At 56.2% G+C, this 14,660-nt stretch carries 16 protein-coding genes and 2 pseudogenes; 11 read left to right on the top strand and 7 right to left on the bottom strand.

What is annotated here, in order from left to right:
• Positions 1-220, top strand: a pseudogene (locus PMI30_RS31590) (LysR substrate-binding domain-containing protein); the annotation flags it as partial.
• A gap of 62 nt (positions 221-282) precedes the next feature.
• Here the strand turns inward: PMI30_RS31590 and PMI30_RS25880 are convergent.
• The 4 genes from PMI30_RS25880 to PMI30_RS25895 form a co-directional block, all read right to left on the bottom strand.
• Positions 283-915, bottom strand: a complete 633-nt coding sequence (locus PMI30_RS25880; RefSeq protein ID WP_008006085.1) for a LysE family translocator — start codon at positions 913-915, stop codon at positions 283-285.
• Between the two features lie 187 nt (positions 916-1,102).
• Complete coding sequence (locus PMI30_RS25885; protein WP_008006083.1) at positions 1,103-1,411, bottom strand: YciI family protein; 309 nt, start codon at positions 1,409-1,411, stop codon at positions 1,103-1,105.
• A 24-nt stretch (positions 1,412-1,435) separates the two neighbouring features.
• Positions 1,436-2,068 (bottom strand): FMN-dependent NADH-azoreductase, encoded by a 633-nt coding sequence (locus tag PMI30_RS25890; protein WP_008006081.1) that lies wholly within the window; start codon positions 2,066-2,068, stop codon positions 1,436-1,438.
• Positions 2,069-2,126: 58 nt separating this feature from the next.
• On the bottom strand, positions 2,127-2,831 hold the full coding sequence (locus tag PMI30_RS25895) for an alpha/beta fold hydrolase (RefSeq protein WP_008006079.1): 705 nt from the start codon (positions 2,829-2,831) through the stop codon (positions 2,127-2,129).
• Between the two features lie 243 nt (positions 2,832-3,074).
• Here PMI30_RS25895 and PMI30_RS25900 point away from each other — a divergent pair, with 243 nt between their 5' ends.
• On the top strand, positions 3,075-4,100 hold the full coding sequence (locus PMI30_RS25900) for a GlxA family transcriptional regulator (protein ID WP_008006076.1): 1,026 nt from the start codon (positions 3,075-3,077) through the stop codon (positions 4,098-4,100).
• 466 nt (positions 4,101-4,566) lie between these two features.
• Here PMI30_RS25900 and PMI30_RS31215 read toward each other — a convergent pair.
• Positions 4,567-4,755 (bottom strand): annotated as a pseudogene (locus PMI30_RS31215) (IS5/IS1182 family transposase); the annotation flags it as partial.
• Between the two features lie 183 nt (positions 4,756-4,938).
• Entirely contained in the window at positions 4,939-5,424 is a 486-nt protein-coding gene (locus PMI30_RS25910) for a winged helix-turn-helix transcriptional regulator (RefSeq protein WP_008006074.1), read from the bottom strand.
• 306 nt (positions 5,425-5,730) lie between these two features.
• On the opposite strand from PMI30_RS25910, the gene PMI30_RS25915 reads away from it, so the two are divergent.
• From PMI30_RS25915 to PMI30_RS31885, 6 genes are all read left to right on the top strand, one after another.
• Complete coding sequence (locus tag PMI30_RS25915; protein ID WP_008006072.1) at positions 5,731-6,126, top strand: nuclear transport factor 2 family protein; 396 nt, start codon at positions 5,731-5,733, stop codon at positions 6,124-6,126.
• 54 nt (positions 6,127-6,180) lie between these two features.
• On the top strand, positions 6,181-6,648 hold the full coding sequence (locus PMI30_RS25920; protein ID WP_008006069.1) for a nuclear transport factor 2 family protein: 468 nt from the start codon (positions 6,181-6,183) through the stop codon (positions 6,646-6,648).
• A gap of 87 nt (positions 6,649-6,735) precedes the next feature.
• Entirely contained in the window at positions 6,736-7,149 is a 414-nt protein-coding gene (locus PMI30_RS25925; protein ID WP_008006066.1) for a tautomerase family protein, read from the top strand.
• 383 nt (positions 7,150-7,532) lie between these two features.
• Positions 7,533-8,429 carry an alpha/beta hydrolase gene (locus PMI30_RS25930; protein ID WP_008006064.1) on the top strand — a complete coding sequence of 299 codons (897 nt, stop codon included), beginning with the start codon at positions 7,533-7,535 and terminating at the stop codon, positions 8,427-8,429.
• 62 nt (positions 8,430-8,491) lie between these two features.
• A complete protein-coding gene (locus PMI30_RS0129400; RefSeq protein ID WP_238541969.1) occupies positions 8,492-8,677 on the top strand; it encodes a hypothetical protein in 186 nt (61 codons plus the stop codon).
• 31 nt (positions 8,678-8,708) lie between these two features.
• Positions 8,709-8,837 (top strand): hypothetical protein, encoded by a 129-nt coding sequence (locus PMI30_RS31885; protein ID WP_274517722.1) that lies wholly within the window; start codon positions 8,709-8,711, stop codon positions 8,835-8,837.
• Positions 8,838-8,877: 40 nt separating this feature from the next.
• Here PMI30_RS31885 and PMI30_RS25935 read toward each other — a convergent pair whose 3' ends face one another.
• Positions 8,878-9,792 (bottom strand): LysR family transcriptional regulator, encoded by a 915-nt coding sequence (locus tag PMI30_RS25935; RefSeq protein WP_007896187.1) that lies wholly within the window; start codon positions 9,790-9,792, stop codon positions 8,878-8,880.
• Positions 9,793-10,060: 268 nt separating this feature from the next.
• Here PMI30_RS25935 and PMI30_RS25940 point away from each other — a divergent pair, with 268 nt between their 5' ends.
• The 3 genes from PMI30_RS25940 (at position 10,061) to PMI30_RS25950 (ending at position 14,607) form a co-directional block, all read left to right on the top strand.
• Positions 10,061-11,083, top strand: coding sequence for a zinc-dependent alcohol dehydrogenase family protein (locus PMI30_RS25940; RefSeq protein ID WP_008006061.1), 1,023 nt, complete (start codon positions 10,061-10,063; stop codon positions 11,081-11,083).
• A gap of 565 nt (positions 11,084-11,648) precedes the next feature.
• Positions 11,649-13,139, top strand: coding sequence for a hypothetical protein (locus tag PMI30_RS25945; RefSeq protein WP_032834816.1), 1,491 nt, complete (start codon positions 11,649-11,651; stop codon positions 13,137-13,139).
• A gap of 67 nt (positions 13,140-13,206) precedes the next feature.
• On the top strand, positions 13,207-14,607 hold the full coding sequence (locus tag PMI30_RS25950; protein WP_008006057.1) for an aminotransferase-like domain-containing protein: 1,401 nt from the start codon (positions 13,207-13,209) through the stop codon (positions 14,605-14,607).
• The last annotated feature ends 53 nt before the right edge of the window (positions 14,608-14,660 follow it).

Genomic DNA, 14,660 nt, shown 5'->3' with positions numbered 1-14,660 from the left:
GGAAGCCGGGAGCCACGGCTTGGGCTTCGCCCTCGAGAGCACGCTGCTGGCGCAAAAATACCTCGCCAACGGTTCGCTGGTTGAAGTCGCACCCGAAGCGTTGAGCTCTGCAGTCGCCGCCCACCATTTAGTTTTCCCCAAGGCGCACTCGAGTTTTCCCAGAGTCCGGCGATTCCTAGGTTGGATGGAAGGGGAGTTAGGGCATAGCTTTATGTTCTAGAGCTATGGCTTTCCAAACGGGCCTACTGTTATTTGTCCAGCAACTACCCTAGGCAAGACGGTTTAAAAGACTTTAGAGAATACAAGAAAAAAACCAATAGCCAGCAGCAACACTCCCGCGACTCTGTTAATCCAGACACCAATACTTGGATTATTACCTAACTTAAGGCCAATCTGCCGTCCACAGAGCGCAAGGGGCAGTTCTACTAAAATCATGACCACTACCAGGACGACACCGAGATAAAGCATCGAAAGTGCTTTATTACTTGCGTGCTGCGGAATGAATTGCGGCATGAATGAAATTGTGAACATCATCGCCTTGGGGTTGAGCAAGTTGGTCATCAACCCGCGTCGGTAGACGGGCCAGAAACTTGCCCTGATTCCGCCTTGGACCTGTGTCACCGATTGACGGGAGCGGAGCATGCTCACACCCAGCCAGGAGAGGTATGCCGCTCCTGCTATTACCAACAGGCCATACAACAGTGGAGACGCGGCGATCAAGGCAGCCACACCCGCTATCGCCAGAAGAACATAACAAAACGCGCCACTCGCTACGCCAAGAATCGCAGCAATACCCCCGCGGGCACCATTACTGATCGAATTAGATAGGATGTAGATCATGTCCGCCCCGGGCGTGATCATTAGAATGGCCACTGACGTAGCAAATAGAACCAAGGTAGCGAAAGAAATATCCATGTGGAGCTCCAGATCAATCAGAGGTGAGTGATGAGGAGCTCTTCTACATAGCGTATAGAATCGGGTTGCTCATCGCGTCGCTGTTGTGCAGGTAAGCCAAAGTTTGCAGTGAAGAGTCAAAAAAATTGGTATTTGGAGACCCCGGCAGCATCTAAGACAGCCTGTTGCTCACAAAGTCACAGGTCATTTATACGGACTGCGCATTCTCGGCCCAGCGTGCTGCGAAATCCGTCGAGCGAATTGCCGGATCGGACTCAATTATGTCGAGGCTTACTAGCCTGTGAGCAACAAAAGGGTCCTCGTCCATTATTTTCTGAATGTCTGATAACTGATGGGCATGAGCAAGAATGAATCCACCACTCTTATCCGTGAGAGGGCCGGCGAAAAGCACATTTACCGATCCGATATATTTCATCAGCCAGCCCTTGTGCGCATCCAGATGCTCTTGAATCTGTTCGGCAGAACTGGTGTATGTCAACTTTATGGCGTAAAGCATAAGTTAATCTCCTGGCTGGAATTGTTAGTAATTAGCTGCTGACAAGCGTGTCACGGCCGAGGTAATGGTGTTTTTGGCTAGCGTTACGCCTTTATCGCGAATCTGCTCGCCTTTAGATGCGCCTTCGGCACGAACGAATTCGATATCGTCAATTCCCAGAAAGCCAAAAAACGCTTTTAGGTAACTTTCCTGAAAGTCCATGTTCTGAAAAGGGCCTTCAGCGTAAAAACCTCCACGCGCCGATGCCACGATGACACGCTTCCCGCCGCATAAGCCAACAGGACCGCGTTCGGTGTATTTGAACGTGCGCCCCACCTGCGCGACTCTGTCTAACCAAGCCTTCAACTGAGTCGAAACGCTGAAGTTGTACATCGGCGCACCGATTACGAGCACTTCGCTCGCGAGAAATTCGGTCACCAGCGTTTCCGAGAGTTGATGCTCCAATAAAATATCCGCCGAAAAATCACTGTTCCCCGTTTGCCGAAACCCTGCGGCAATTGAGCCACTCAGGTGTCTCACTTCTTTATAGGCGAGGTCGCGGCGTTGCACTTGGGCATCAGGATGACTGGCTTGAATGTGCGTAACGATGGATGCGGTAAGATCCCGAGTAATGGAATCTTTGCCCATGATGCTGGAGTCAATATGGAGTACTTTCATTCTTGATTCCCTCGGTGGTGGAAAATCGTTGTTATCAACGTTGTTTTTAGGCACAGGCTCATCTTTTCGATTCGCTGGCAGCACGGTCGATGAATTTGGCTACAGCATCGGGCTGAGAAATCAATGACAGGTGGCTGGATCGAATAGACAAGGTCCTGGCGCCAATCTGGCGCGCAATGGTTTGCTGCACCGGGTATGGAAGTGCTTGGTCATCGGTTGTTTGTAAGTACCAACTTGGCTTGTCGTGCCATGCCGCATGCTTGACCTTTGCGGCGAAACAGACGGCGGCAATGGGCTGCTGTACTGATGACAGAAACTGTGCGTTTGACATCGCCAGGTCTGCGCCCATCACCTGATGAAATTGCGCTGGATCATCCAGCCAAAGCAGCCCATCCGCATCTGGGCTGAGGCCCGTCATTGGGGCCCTCAACCGCTCCAAGAGATCCGCCGCGGACTCTCCACTGTCGGGCACGAGCGCGGATAGATAGACTAGGCCTTTTACATTACTGGCGTTGCCAGCCTGTGTTATCACCGCTCCAGCCCATGAGTGTCCCACCAGCAGTACATCGCCTTTTTGCCTGCGCAGAACGCGCTCCGTGGCGATTACGTCATCACTCAATGAAGTCAATGGATTCTGAACTGCGGTGACGTGATAGCCCATTGCAGTCAATCGCTCCATCACTGCCGACCAACTGGAGCCATCTGCGAACGCACCATGTACCAGCACGATATTAGGCACGGCGTGTGCGGTTGTTGCAGCCATGGCAGGGCCTCCAGACACCAGCAAGAACGCTCCCAATGTGAAGGTGAGTCGACCTGACCACCTTAGAAAGGCCCACAAACGTTCTTTTGCGGAGTGAAAATTTATGTGAAATAGCATTTTCATGCAGGCCGTCTCTACAGTTTGTGCTGCAAGTCTAGGGAGACTCTGCTAAAACCGTGAGGTCTCGGATCGGCCATATTTCATGCAAAACTCGCCATCTTGATCTTTAAACAGGGAATTACCATGCGCATTGCCATCGTTGCTTTAGAAGGCAGCTTGATGTCTGCAATTACCGGGCTCGCTGATCTGTTTTGGATGACCAATCAGGCGTTGAGGTCTCCACCGGCGGGGCTGCCATCTGCCTTAAAGGCCCACGTCTGCGGCGAGTTTGAGACGATCATAGTCAGTGCCGATGGCAACGCAGTGCGAGACCCGCAAGGGCGGGTGATCCCCGTTGATGCAACATTTGAAAATGTGGGACCTTGCGACGCTGTACTTGTTACCGGGATGGCTCTGGGGGCTGATCGACTGCCACCCGGCTCTGAATCCCTCACGCTAGCTGCGCAGTGGATTAAAGCAAATCATCGGCAGGGAGCACTGGTTGGTGCGGCTTGTGCAGGCACGTTTGTGCTGGGCGAGGCAGGCCTGTTGAACAGTCGGCGCTGTACTACAACGTGGTGGCTCCATCATGTTTTCAAACTGCGATTTCCCAAGGCGCTGGTTGCATGGGGTTCCGCAGTAGAGTCCGAGGATCGCATTGTGACTACCGGAGGGCCTTTGTCGTGGATTGACTTGGCGCTTTATGTGATCAGGATCCTGGCAGGAGCAGATGTAGCGAAATTAACGGCTGATATTTCTGTGACCGATAGTTTGCCATTGCCCCAGTCCGTATATGCGCCCCGAGGATTCATTAACAATGCCGATCCACTGCTGCTGGAAACGGAACAAATCATTCGACACGGAAATCCTGGTCTGACCGCTGCAGGGCTGGCTAAGGCTTTGAATGTCAGCGAGCGCACTTTACATAGACGCTTCAAGAACCTCACAAATGAATCGCCTAAAGAACTAATAACACGCGTGAGAATAGAGACTGCCTGTGTACTGCTACAGATACCAGGGGCCAGCATTAAACAGGTAGCCCTTAATTGTGGCTATAACGAGGACACGTCATTTCGTCGTTCGTTCATACAACTGACGGGGATGACTCCCGCAGATTATAAACGTTGGTCGAAAGGGCGCGCTTTGGTCGATATCGAAGTTGAGAGCTGAGTAGTGGAAGAGAGAGGCGGCCTTTTCTTTAATTTATGTAATACGCACCTCAATATAAAAGCTTGTGGCGGTTGGAGCGTGGAAGGAGGCCACTCTTTGGCTTGGGCCAGATTGATTTCGAGAGGGATTTTTGCGGCTCGGGCTGGGGGCATCCTTTTCAAACCATCCAAACCATCCCTCAGATATGCCCCCAAGTGTGTCAATCCACTGGAAGTGGATGGATCTCCTTAGTCTATCAATAGGCGGAAATGATCACGCCGCACAGCCTGCCCTACAACGCCTAGAGACTCTCAGGGTCACCGAAGAACATTTTGACTACGCTCTAGAACAACATTTTCAGGCAGATAAATTTCAAATATGCCCCCAATGTTGCCCCCACTTGAACCGGGTGTGCGAGCGATCGCGACTGGCGATTTTCTGACAGAGATCCAGTTGGATTCGGATGGCTCTCAGTGGATCTCCATATTAGGTTGGATTGTTTGGCCTCGGTTTTGTCCCGCATCGGCACGTTGGGTTCGATGTCCTTTTCCTCCACCATCCAGGCCAACATCGGCGCTGTACCGTACGCGGTATCGCCGATGAGGCGTTGCGGCTTGATGTCGAACTGCGCTTCAACCCGATCAATCATCGCCTTGGTGCTCTCGATGTTGGCGCTGAAGCGATTTTGACCCAAGCCGCCGGAAGTCATTGACCCATTCGAATACTCGGCAAGCGATGACCTTGAGTGGGATTTCAGAGGCTGCACATGGGGCAGCTTAAATCAGTAACCTGGGTCAAAATCGCATCAGCGCCAACACTTTGCACCACATGGTGGATGTCATGACGCCAAAGATTGGTACTAAGTAGCGATTGCTTGCTCGTCGTCGACCCGGAGCTCGCCCAATACTGAGCGCACCGGACGAGGTGCACCGAGATGCAGATAACGTAGCTCATCCATCAAGGCACTCCAAAGTGAAGGGCCGCCCTTTTCCAGCACCTCCGCGCGCAAAGACGCTTCCTTGCTCGGATGCGTATGCCGAACGCCCCAGGCAGCTATATGTGCGAGCAGAGGTACAAGCTGTATTGCCGCTTCCGTGAGGCTGTAAATTCCTTTCTGCTGATGTTTCGGATCCGGACATCGTGTCAGCAGGCCAGACGCGGTCAAGTGCTTAAGCCGACTTGCGAGGATGTTCGTGGCGATGCCTTCCTGGTTTTGCTCCAGCAGCGCGCCATAACTGCGTCTGTTCTCAAACATAACATCGCGGATAACGATCAGGCTCCAGCGGTCGCCGATCTGCTCAAGCGTCAGGTTGATCGGGCAGCCCGATCGTCTTGTCTGTTGCACTGCTATTCCCCTTAAATTTCTACTTGCATTATGCAAGTCTAGCAAATATTATTCAACCACTTGCACTTTGCAAGCGCCAAGAGAATCGAACATCTGGGCTTTTCAACACGGGTGACAGCGGCAATTCGGTGCTGCGTATGGCCGAAATGACGATAACAGCGACATGGCACGATGAGCTGGCGTTTCGCTGAAGATCATTACAGTTGTACGGACCAACATACCCCACCACACAGCCGTGGGAGATGGCGAAATTTAATCCGCCTACTCTCCCCTCAACCCAACAGATAACGAAGAGAGGACAAACCAATGAGCACCGAAGAGAGAAACAGGAATTTCGTGCTGGAAGCGTTTGATACGCTGTTCAACAAGCGCGACTATGCCGCGGCCGAACGCTTCTGGTCGCCCGACTATATCCAGCACAGTGCCTATATCGAGCCCGGTCGCGAAGGCCTGTTTGATCTCGTCAAGGCAGCGCCCGCCGAGTTTCGCTACGAAAATGGGCTGGCCGTGGCCTCGGGCGATTATGTCGTACTTCATGGCCGCTTCTCAGGATTCGGCGCCCCGACAAACTGGATCGTGGTCGACATAGTTCGCATCGAAAACGGCCAGCTCGCCGAACACTGGGATGTTATCCAAGACGAGGCCACGCGCGACGGTTCGAAAAGTGGGCTCCCGATGTTTGGCGATAGCTTTCCGAACTGATCCTACTGCGCCGCCCCTGGCGGCGGCCGCCAATTTTTCCTGAGGAAAATGACCATGACTGATGCAAAAACATTGCTGTTAGACCTTCTTGCCGTTGTCCCCGACGGCAAGAAATGTGCTGAGCTGTTCGCCGAGGACGGCGTGCTGGAGCTCCCATTCCTCCATTCGCTCGGTATTCCGACCCGCCATCAGGGGCGCGAAGCCATCGCGAAGCTCTATGATTTTGTCGGCGGCAACCTTTATCCCGGCTTCAGCTTCAAACCCGAAAATACCACGGTGCTGATCGACACGAAGGATCAGGTGTACGCCGAATATCTGGCGGAAGCGCGCGCGGCGTCGACCGGACGTCTCATCCATCACTTGTTCACGGGATACCTCGTTGTCGAGGGCGGCAAAATCAAGTTGCTTCGCGAGTCTCTCAATACGGTGGCGGCGGCACAGGCACTCTACCCAAACGGCACTGCTGACATGCCGCCACCAGAGGCGGAGATTTTCTCGGTTCCTCCGGGATATGAAAGCTAGGGTTGCCGAGGCCGCTGAGGCAGCGCATACATCGAAACGCACTTCATCGCCTCATTTGACCTGAACAACACCACCGAGGAAACACTCATGCCAATATTCCACGCCCACATTCCGGCCCAAAAATTCTCTAGCGAAGAGAAACGCGCGCTGGCGGATGCCTTGAATCTCGCTCTTCATGAAGCCATGGATACGCCCAAGGATGACCGTTTCGTCATCATCAGTGAGCACAAGGACGATGAGCTTTTCATCCATCCGACTTTTCCTGACATGAAGAGATCTGACAAGCGCATGGTCGTAACGGTGACGATAGGCACGAGCAGGACAGTGGAGCAGAAACGCAAGCTCGCGGAGTTGGTCACCCGTTACGCGGTAGAAAAGGCGGGCGTTAGCCAGGACGATATCAGCCTGATCATGTATGCCGTTCCCTTGGAGAACATGAGCTTCGGCGGTGGCAAGCTGGTCTCTGACATTGACCTCTCCATGCCTTGGGTAAACAAGTAAGAAATACGAAAGCCGCCCCGTTCTTTAGAAACGGCGCAGCAGAATTGACTCGAAACGAATGTCTCGTTCGTTTCTCAGGAGTGGGGCTCATGTGGCTCCGATCCGACACCATGTTCTGGACGGGTATTGGGATGAATACAGCCATCACTTCGACCATGGTGTTGCGCACGCGCACCGGGCCGGAGGCACTGTAGGTGCCCGATCCTGCGCGGATGTGGGCCGGCCGACTATTTCGAAATCGGCGCGGAGCAACTCTTCACGCTTGAGCGACCAGGCAATTGACCTCGCATCGAGTGACCGAGGCAAAAGGGTGGAAGGCATGAACTGCCGCTGCGCATAGGGTTTACGGCGCCGCCTGACCTCTTTCTACAAGGAGAACTTCCATGTTTCGACGTACCGATATCGCGTTCGAAGCCGAGGGCGGTGTCACGCTGCGCGGCTGGCTCTATATTCCCACCGGCGGCACCGCCCCCTATCCTGCCATCACGATGGCGCATGGTTATGCCGGCGTGAAGGAGCACGGCCTGGAGCCATTCGCTGAGAAATTTGCCTCCAACGGCTTTGTCGTCCTCCTGCACGATCACCGCAACTTCGGCGCCAGCGAAGGCACGCCGCGCCAGGATATCGACCCATGGTGTCAGATCGCTGATTGGCGGCGCGCGATCAGCTTCCTCGAAGACCAGGACGCCGTCGACGCGAAGCGCATCGGCTTATGGGGCACGAGCTATTCCGGCGGTCACGCACTCGTGCTTGGCGCAACCGAACGCCGCTTGCGTGCGGTCGTCGCGCAGGTGCCGACGATCAGCGGCTTCGAGCAAGGACTGCGCCGCATTCCGCCCGATGCTGTCGCCGCCATCGAGGATGCCTTCACGGCGGACGAGCGCGCGCAAGCACGCGGCGAGCCGCCGCGTAGACAGGCAATCGTCAGCGCCGATCCGGCCGTCCCTGCTTCGTACCGCACCAAGGAAGCCATCGAGTTCTATCTGCAGCCCGTACCCGACGGCGCCTGGGAGAACAGCGTCACGGTGCGCTCGACGCGCGCTGCGCGCATGTACGAACCGGGCACGTGGATTGCGCGCGTGTCCCCCACGCCGCTGCTGATGATCGTCGCGCTGCAGGACGCGATCACGCTGACCGATCTTGAGCTGGCCGCCTACGAACGCGCCCTTGAGCCGAAGCGCCTCGTGACGATCCCCGGCGGCCACTTCGATCCGTACATCACCAGATTCGATCAATCCAGTGCTGCCGCGCTGGACTGGTTCAAGGAACACCTCGCGTAACCACAACTTGCGACAACGCAGGAGCCCAACTCATCTCTCCCTATGTGAGTGCGCCGTTCAAGGTGCTGGGCACGGATGGCTTCGGCTGTTCAGACACCCGGCGCGCCCTGCGGCGTTACTCCGAGGTGGACAGCCAGGCGATCTGCCTGACGGCTCCGCAGGCACTGGTGGAGCAAGGACGCCTGGCCGCAGACACGGTCGCCAAAGCCCGTCGTATCATGGACGGTACGGATAATCGCCATGCTTGACCGCCGTGGATAGCCAGGATTGACCTGGGTGGTGTTCCAACTCAGCTACCTGTGGCTGTGGCAGGTGTTGTCATATGGCCTTGAGGGTTGGCGTACCTTGCTGGTCGCCACCCATCTGGCTCAGCAGCAGTGCCTGCAGCTCCTTTGCGGGCCGTTGTGAGTGCCCGGTCATCCAGCGTTTAAGTGTGTGACCGCTTGAATCAAAGACTCTCAGGATCGCCGAAAAACATCTGAATCCGCGACCGCAACCAGCGCTCACCCGGGTCATTATCCTGCGACCCACGCCACGCCATGTGCAATTCAAAACTACGCACCGGCAACGGCGGATCCTCCGCACGAACGCCACCAGCCGCGGTCAACGCTTCAGCTGTGTAATCAGGCACTGTCGCGACAATATCAGTGCCACTGATGAGTGTACTGAGCCCATTAAACTGCGGCACCGCCAGCACCACATGCCGTTTGCGCCCCAGCTTCTCCAGCTCTTCATCTATAAAGCCGCTCAGGTCGCCCGCGAACGAAACCAAGGCATGGGGGCGGGCGCAGAAATCATCCAGGCTCAACGGCCCCGGCACCGTATCGGCGCGCAACAGTTTCGGCATGCTACGGCGCAGCACTTTGCGCTTGGCGTTGGCCGGCAGGTCGGCGGTGTAGCTGACGCCGATGGAAATCTCGCCCGAAGCCAGCAGGCTCGGCATCAGAATGTAGTTGGCCCGACGCACCACCAGCACAATCCCCGGCGATTCCGCGCGCAAACGCTTGAGCAGCATCGGCAGTAGCGCGAATTCAACATCATCCGACAGGCCGATGCGGAACACCGCAGTGCTGGTCGCCGGATCGAATTCCGCCGCACGACTGACTGCGGTGGAAATCGAATCCAGGGCTGGCGAGAGCAGGGCGAAGATTTCCACCGCCCGGGCGGAAGGCTCCATGCTGCGGCCGGTACGCACGAACAACGGGTCATCGAACAGCCCGCGCAGGCGCGAGAGTGCCGCACTGATGGCCGGCTGGCCGAGGAACAATTTCTCCGCAGCGCGGGTCACGCTGCGTTCGTGCATCAGTGTTTCGAAAACGATCAACAGGTTCAGGTCGACACGACGCAGGTCATTACGATTCATCTGGAGTCCTGGCAGAGTCAGCAAACTTGACGTGAGCGGCCATATGGGAACAATGGCCGGCATGAATCTTACGGGGAAAGACTGGTACTCTGCACAGGGTAATTCAGTTTTTTCTGAAAGGCTGCTTCGGTTTTTACGGCATTTGATGATGTCGCCGTCGCTGCGGAATCAATGACAGGCATGTCGACTATTAATAGCCACTGATGGTCTTGGGTAGAAAGCCCAGATAGAGTTCAGGGCATTAGAGGTTACTTTGACGAGGTTTGCGATGTCCCGCACGATCCGTTTTCACAAGTTTGGTCCAGCCGAGGTGCTCAAATGCGAAGAGCATGCGGCCGCTCTGCCTGCGCCGGGCGAAGTGCAGGTGCGCGTCGAAGCGATAGGCATCAGCTGGTACGACATTCTCTGGCGCCAGAACCTGGCCTCGTCCCATGCTCGTCTGCCTTCTGGCCTGGGTCATGAAATGGCTGGTGTGGTCACTATGGTCGGCGAAGGCGTCGATGATTTGGCCGTTGGTGACAAGGTCGCCAGCTTCCCGGCCGAGAGCCCCAACGACTACCCTGTTTACGGCGAACAGATCGTTCTGCCGCGCTCGGCATTGACCCGTTACCCGGACGTGCTCAGCCCGATCGAAGCCAGCGTGCACTACACGCCGCTATTGATCGCTTATTTTGCCTACGCCGACCTGGCGCGAGTCAAACCCGGGCAATTTGCGCTGGTGACCGACGCCAGCCACTGCGCTGGGCCATCGTTTGTACAACTGGGCAAAGCCCTCGGTGTGCGAGTGATTGCTGCGACCAAAACCGCGGATGAGCGTGAGTACCTGCTGTCCCTGGGCGCCGAGAAAGTTATCGTCACCGAAGAACAGGATCTGCTGATGCAGATCAACAAGATCACCGATAACCGCGGCGTCGATGTGGTGTTCGATGGCCTTGGCGGGCCGCAGATGTCGCTGCTCGGCGATGTGCTCGCACCTCGCGGCAGCCTGGTGCTCTATGGCCTGCAGGGGGGTAATCAGACGCCATTCCCCGCCTGTGCGGCATTCCAGAAGAACATTCAGTTCTTCGTCCACTGCATTGGTAACTTCACCGGCAAGCCGGAGCTGGGCATCATCCAGGATCAGGCCGCACTGCAACGTGCCCTGCGCGATATCAACCAGTTGACCGCGGATCGTGTGCTGCTGCCACTCAAGACCCGGGTGTTCCCGTTTTCCGAGTTTGTCGAAGCCCACCGCTATATGGACGAATGCCCATGCCGCGAACGGGTCGCCCTTCAGGTCGAGCCTGCGTAAGCCTTTCCTCTGCAAGAGTCCGTGAGAACACGGACTCTTCTGCTGATAGTCACTCCAAAATGAGACGTTCCATCGTTCTGTCGGTGGGCCGGTTCAGCAACTGAACTGGTTTTTGCTCTCAATCTGTATCTTCTAATCATTATATAAGCCCTGATAATTGAATGATTAATTTCATCTCAAGGAAAGAGTCATGGCCGACTATCAGGCTGAAACTCCTCAATGCGCGCCTGCAATATATGCTCAACAAATAATGCAGCGTCGCTCAGTTGTCTTACATTCATTGGCAACTTCTTTCTTTATTTCTTGTACTAAGTGTCTGTGGGACGCTGTCGGAAATTTCCTAGGAAAGCGCGCGGGAGCACAGGGCGCCCATTCTGCCGGGCGTTGCGGCGACCTTGATCTCCTTGGGGTACCCGTGACATCCAATCATTTCAAATAATTACACAATGCTTAAGTGCTAGCATTTGAATAACAGTTCCGGCACTCCATTCATGACAGATACCTGTTGCGCAATACACCTCGTTGTTTGCGTGGCATTGAACTTATGAGTTACAGGTAAATAATGATGACCGCTACCCATGATCAGGCAATGAACTATGTTTATCAGCAAATGCTGCAGCGTTTGCTGGGTTTTTTCTCTCGCGCCGAGCGCACGGCATTGCAATTGATGATTCAGCGCCTGGTGATGTCCGCAGGAGGCATGGAGCGTATTGGCGATTACAAGGTGCTGGCGATGCAGTCAGGGTCCCGCGACAGCTGCTACACGCTGGCGCTACTGCGCGCCGCGCAACTGAGTATCGCCGGCCGGGCGCCGGCGACGTTTCAGCTGCGAGTGGCGACCTTGCGCTTGAACGGTGCGGCCTCGACGGCCATGGAAAACATCCATCGCAGCTACAGTGCGTTGTTTCTCTACGACGATCCCCGGGTCGAAGTGCTGATGGTCGATAATCGTGAAGTCCTGCCGTTCAACCATCTGGCGTCGATCTCCGAAGCCGGTCGCGAGTCGAATCGGCTCAACCTGCTGATGGTCGGGCACCGTCGAGCCTGGAACGGGCCGCTTGATCTGTGGGATGACGGGTACTTGGCGACCGGCGAGTTTTGCGGACAAATCGCCCGCTGGGACCAAGGTGTCGATGCACTGGTCAGTAGCGATACGCCCCGTCGGCAGAAGCAGTTTATCGAGGGGTTGAACCGTGCGGCGGCCAAGGCCGGGCTCAATGCACCAGACCATCATGAAACGGGCTACGAGGGCCTGTTCGCGCGGCTCGATGAATTGGGCAGCGATTGCTACCGCGAGTTTTATCCTGCGTCTGCCCTGGCGGCGTGGCGTCCCGCCGATCGTTTTGAAGCGTGTCGCCGCACGACCTTTATCGATATTCACGACATGCTGGTCAGCAATCTGGAAGAGCGCTGGCCATTGCTCACCGATTTTCTCGGGTTCCAACCTGACGAGTTGTCGGCTCAGCTCAGTGATAACGACTACGTCAGCTTGTCGATATCCGCGCACCTTCGTGGCTTGCAAGCGTGCTTTGTACACGGTCGCACCTACGAGACGGGCGTCAGCGAGTACCTGCAGCGGGCGCTGGTGATGATGCGTCGTAAACACGTTCCAGAGCGCTTTTGCGAACAGGCAATGGAGACCTTCGGCAACCCGGTGACAATGAGCGACCAGCGCGCATTGGCGGCGGCTGAAGCACAAAAGAACCTCGGTTTGAGCGAGGCTCAACTGGTGTGTCTGCTGTTCGCCCCTTTTGTCGATAACGGCGCGGCCCTTGAGCATTTTCTTCGACAGTGCCATCCCGGCATGCTCGTGGCATTGCCAGACTTGCACCGGGCAATGCAGGGCGGTCCGGCACCCGAGCAGGTTCTACAGTGGATGGTCGATGTCAGCGGGTTGTCGGTGAGTCTGATCGGCACGCTTTACCGCATGGCCCCGGTGGTTCGGGATGAGGGCAGGGGGGGCGGCACGGAAAGCGGCGACGCGGGTATGCAGGCTGAAGTCATGCAGCCTGACAGTGAAACGAGCGTCGCCGGCGAATGGTCGACGGGGCGGTGAAAGTGCCAGGTTTGACGGATCCGGCAAGGATGCGTCACGACGTTCGTAGCCTGTTCGGCCATTGCCCATGAAAGGACCACGAGATACCGATTTTGCGTACCAGGCGGTGTACCGTTACCTGACAAACCTGATCAATGAGCCGGGCAGTCACGTGCAAGTACGCCTGCCTTCATTGCGACAGTTGGCGCACCGCCTGAGTGTATCGATCTCGACCATTCAGTACGCCTACTCGTTGTTGGAGAAGGAAGGGCGCGTCTATTCGGTGGCCAAGTCCGGCTACTACGCCGTACCCGTGTCCTCAATCGGCATACCCGGTAGCGGCAAGGACCTGCTCGAAACGGTCTATGTCAACGCCAGACGTCCCGGCATGCTGGTGCTGAGCACCGATGAACCGGCGTTATTACAACCCCTGGATAGCCCGTTGCTGCTGCTGGAGAGAGAACTGCTGCGCCAGTATCCGCGCCAGCCACAACCGTCTTCGCAACCCTGCGGCGAGCTGGAGCTGCGCACCGCCCTGGCGGCGCGCTACACCACTTCGCCGACACGTTGCTGGCATGCCGATGATGTCTATATCGGCGCCGACCTGCGGGGAGTCCTGGAAATATTGATCGCCGCTCTTGGCCTCAAAGACGCTGTGGTGGTGGTCGAATCACCGTGCGACTGGGGTATTCTGCGTCTGCTCCAGGATGCGGACGTGCGGGTGATCGAGCTGCCGTTGCAAGCCGATGGCGGCCTGGATCTGGAGCAGTTGAAGGAACTGCTTGAGGCCGAGCAAGTGCGGCTGGTGATGCTTTCATCGGGGCTGAACATGCCACGAGGCAGTGTGGCGCCTGACAGCAACAGGCAATCCGCCGCACAACTGCTGAAACGACATGGCAGTTGGGTACTGGAAAACGATTGTTACGGCGAGCTTGAGTTCGAGCCGAACGGCCTGCGATTTCGCGATCTGCTGGACCCGGATCGGCTGATCGTGTTTTCCACATTCGAGAAATTCATCGGGTCGGAGGCGCCCTTCGGCTATCTGCTGTCGCGACAATTGCGTGCCAGATTGCAGCGGCACTTTCTGCTACGCGCTTTCCGTTTGTCGTTGATTCGTCAGAAAGCAATTGCGCGGCTGTACAGCAACGGACGCATCGACCAGCACCTGCTGGTGTTGCGTCGACTGCTCAAGGAACGCATGGTGCAGATGACACAGTTGCTTGAAGATCGCCTGCCCGACGCGCTGCACTTCGTTGAACCCCGGGGCGGGGCGACGATCTGGATTCGCTCGTTGCGCCAGGTCAATGTGCATCGAGTGTTCGAGCGTTTGCTCAAGCAGCATGTGGTGATTGCTCCGGGAGAACTGTTCAGCTTGCAGGGCCTGCACGGGCAGCATTTGCGCCTGAGTCACACCTTCGGTGGTCACCACGACCTCGTCGACGCACTGGGACTTTTGGGGGATGCCTTGCGCCTGGAGTCGATCGACTGAGTCGAGGCGCAAACCCTCCTCGGTACCTGACAATTGATAACGTCGCGCCAGGA

Source organism: Pseudomonas sp. GM50, assembly GCF_000282375.1.
Lineage (GTDB): Bacteria > Pseudomonadota > Gammaproteobacteria > Pseudomonadales > Pseudomonadaceae > Aquipseudomonas.
This window is presented reverse-complemented; position numbering and strand designations above follow the sequence as displayed.

Bases quoted from the DNA above. Each gene is read 5' to 3' on its own strand.
- PMI30_RS25880 (WP_008006085.1), bottom strand. From the start codon at position 915: ATGGATATTTCTTTCGCTACCTTGGTTCTATTTGCTACGTCAGTGGCC.
- PMI30_RS25885 (WP_008006083.1), bottom strand. From the start codon at position 1,411: ATGCTTTACGCCATAAAGTTGACATACACCAGTTCTGCCGAACAGATT.
- PMI30_RS25890 (WP_008006081.1), bottom strand. From the start codon at position 2,068: ATGAAAGTACTCCATATTGACTCCAGCATCATGGGCAAAGATTCCATT.
- PMI30_RS25895 (WP_008006079.1), bottom strand. From the start codon at position 2,831: ATGGCTGCAACAACCGCACACGCCGTGCCTAATATCGTGCTGGTACAT.
- PMI30_RS25900 (WP_008006076.1), top strand. From the start codon at position 3,075: ATGCGCATTGCCATCGTTGCTTTAGAAGGCAGCTTGATGTCTGCAATT.
- PMI30_RS25915 (WP_008006072.1), top strand. From the start codon at position 5,731: ATGAGCACCGAAGAGAGAAACAGGAATTTCGTGCTGGAAGCGTTTGAT.
- PMI30_RS25920 (WP_008006069.1), top strand. From the start codon at position 6,181: ATGACTGATGCAAAAACATTGCTGTTAGACCTTCTTGCCGTTGTCCCC.
- PMI30_RS25925 (WP_008006066.1), top strand. From the start codon at position 6,736: ATGCCAATATTCCACGCCCACATTCCGGCCCAAAAATTCTCTAGCGAA.
- PMI30_RS25930 (WP_008006064.1), top strand. From the start codon at position 7,533: ATGTTTCGACGTACCGATATCGCGTTCGAAGCCGAGGGCGGTGTCACG.
- PMI30_RS25935 (WP_007896187.1), bottom strand. From the start codon at position 9,792: ATGAATCGTAATGACCTGCGTCGTGTCGACCTGAACCTGTTGATCGTT.
- PMI30_RS25940 (WP_008006061.1), top strand. From the start codon at position 10,061: ATGTCCCGCACGATCCGTTTTCACAAGTTTGGTCCAGCCGAGGTGCTC.
- PMI30_RS25945 (WP_032834816.1), top strand. From the start codon at position 11,649: ATGACCGCTACCCATGATCAGGCAATGAACTATGTTTATCAGCAAATG.
- PMI30_RS25950 (WP_008006057.1), top strand. From the start codon at position 13,207: ATGAAAGGACCACGAGATACCGATTTTGCGTACCAGGCGGTGTACCGT.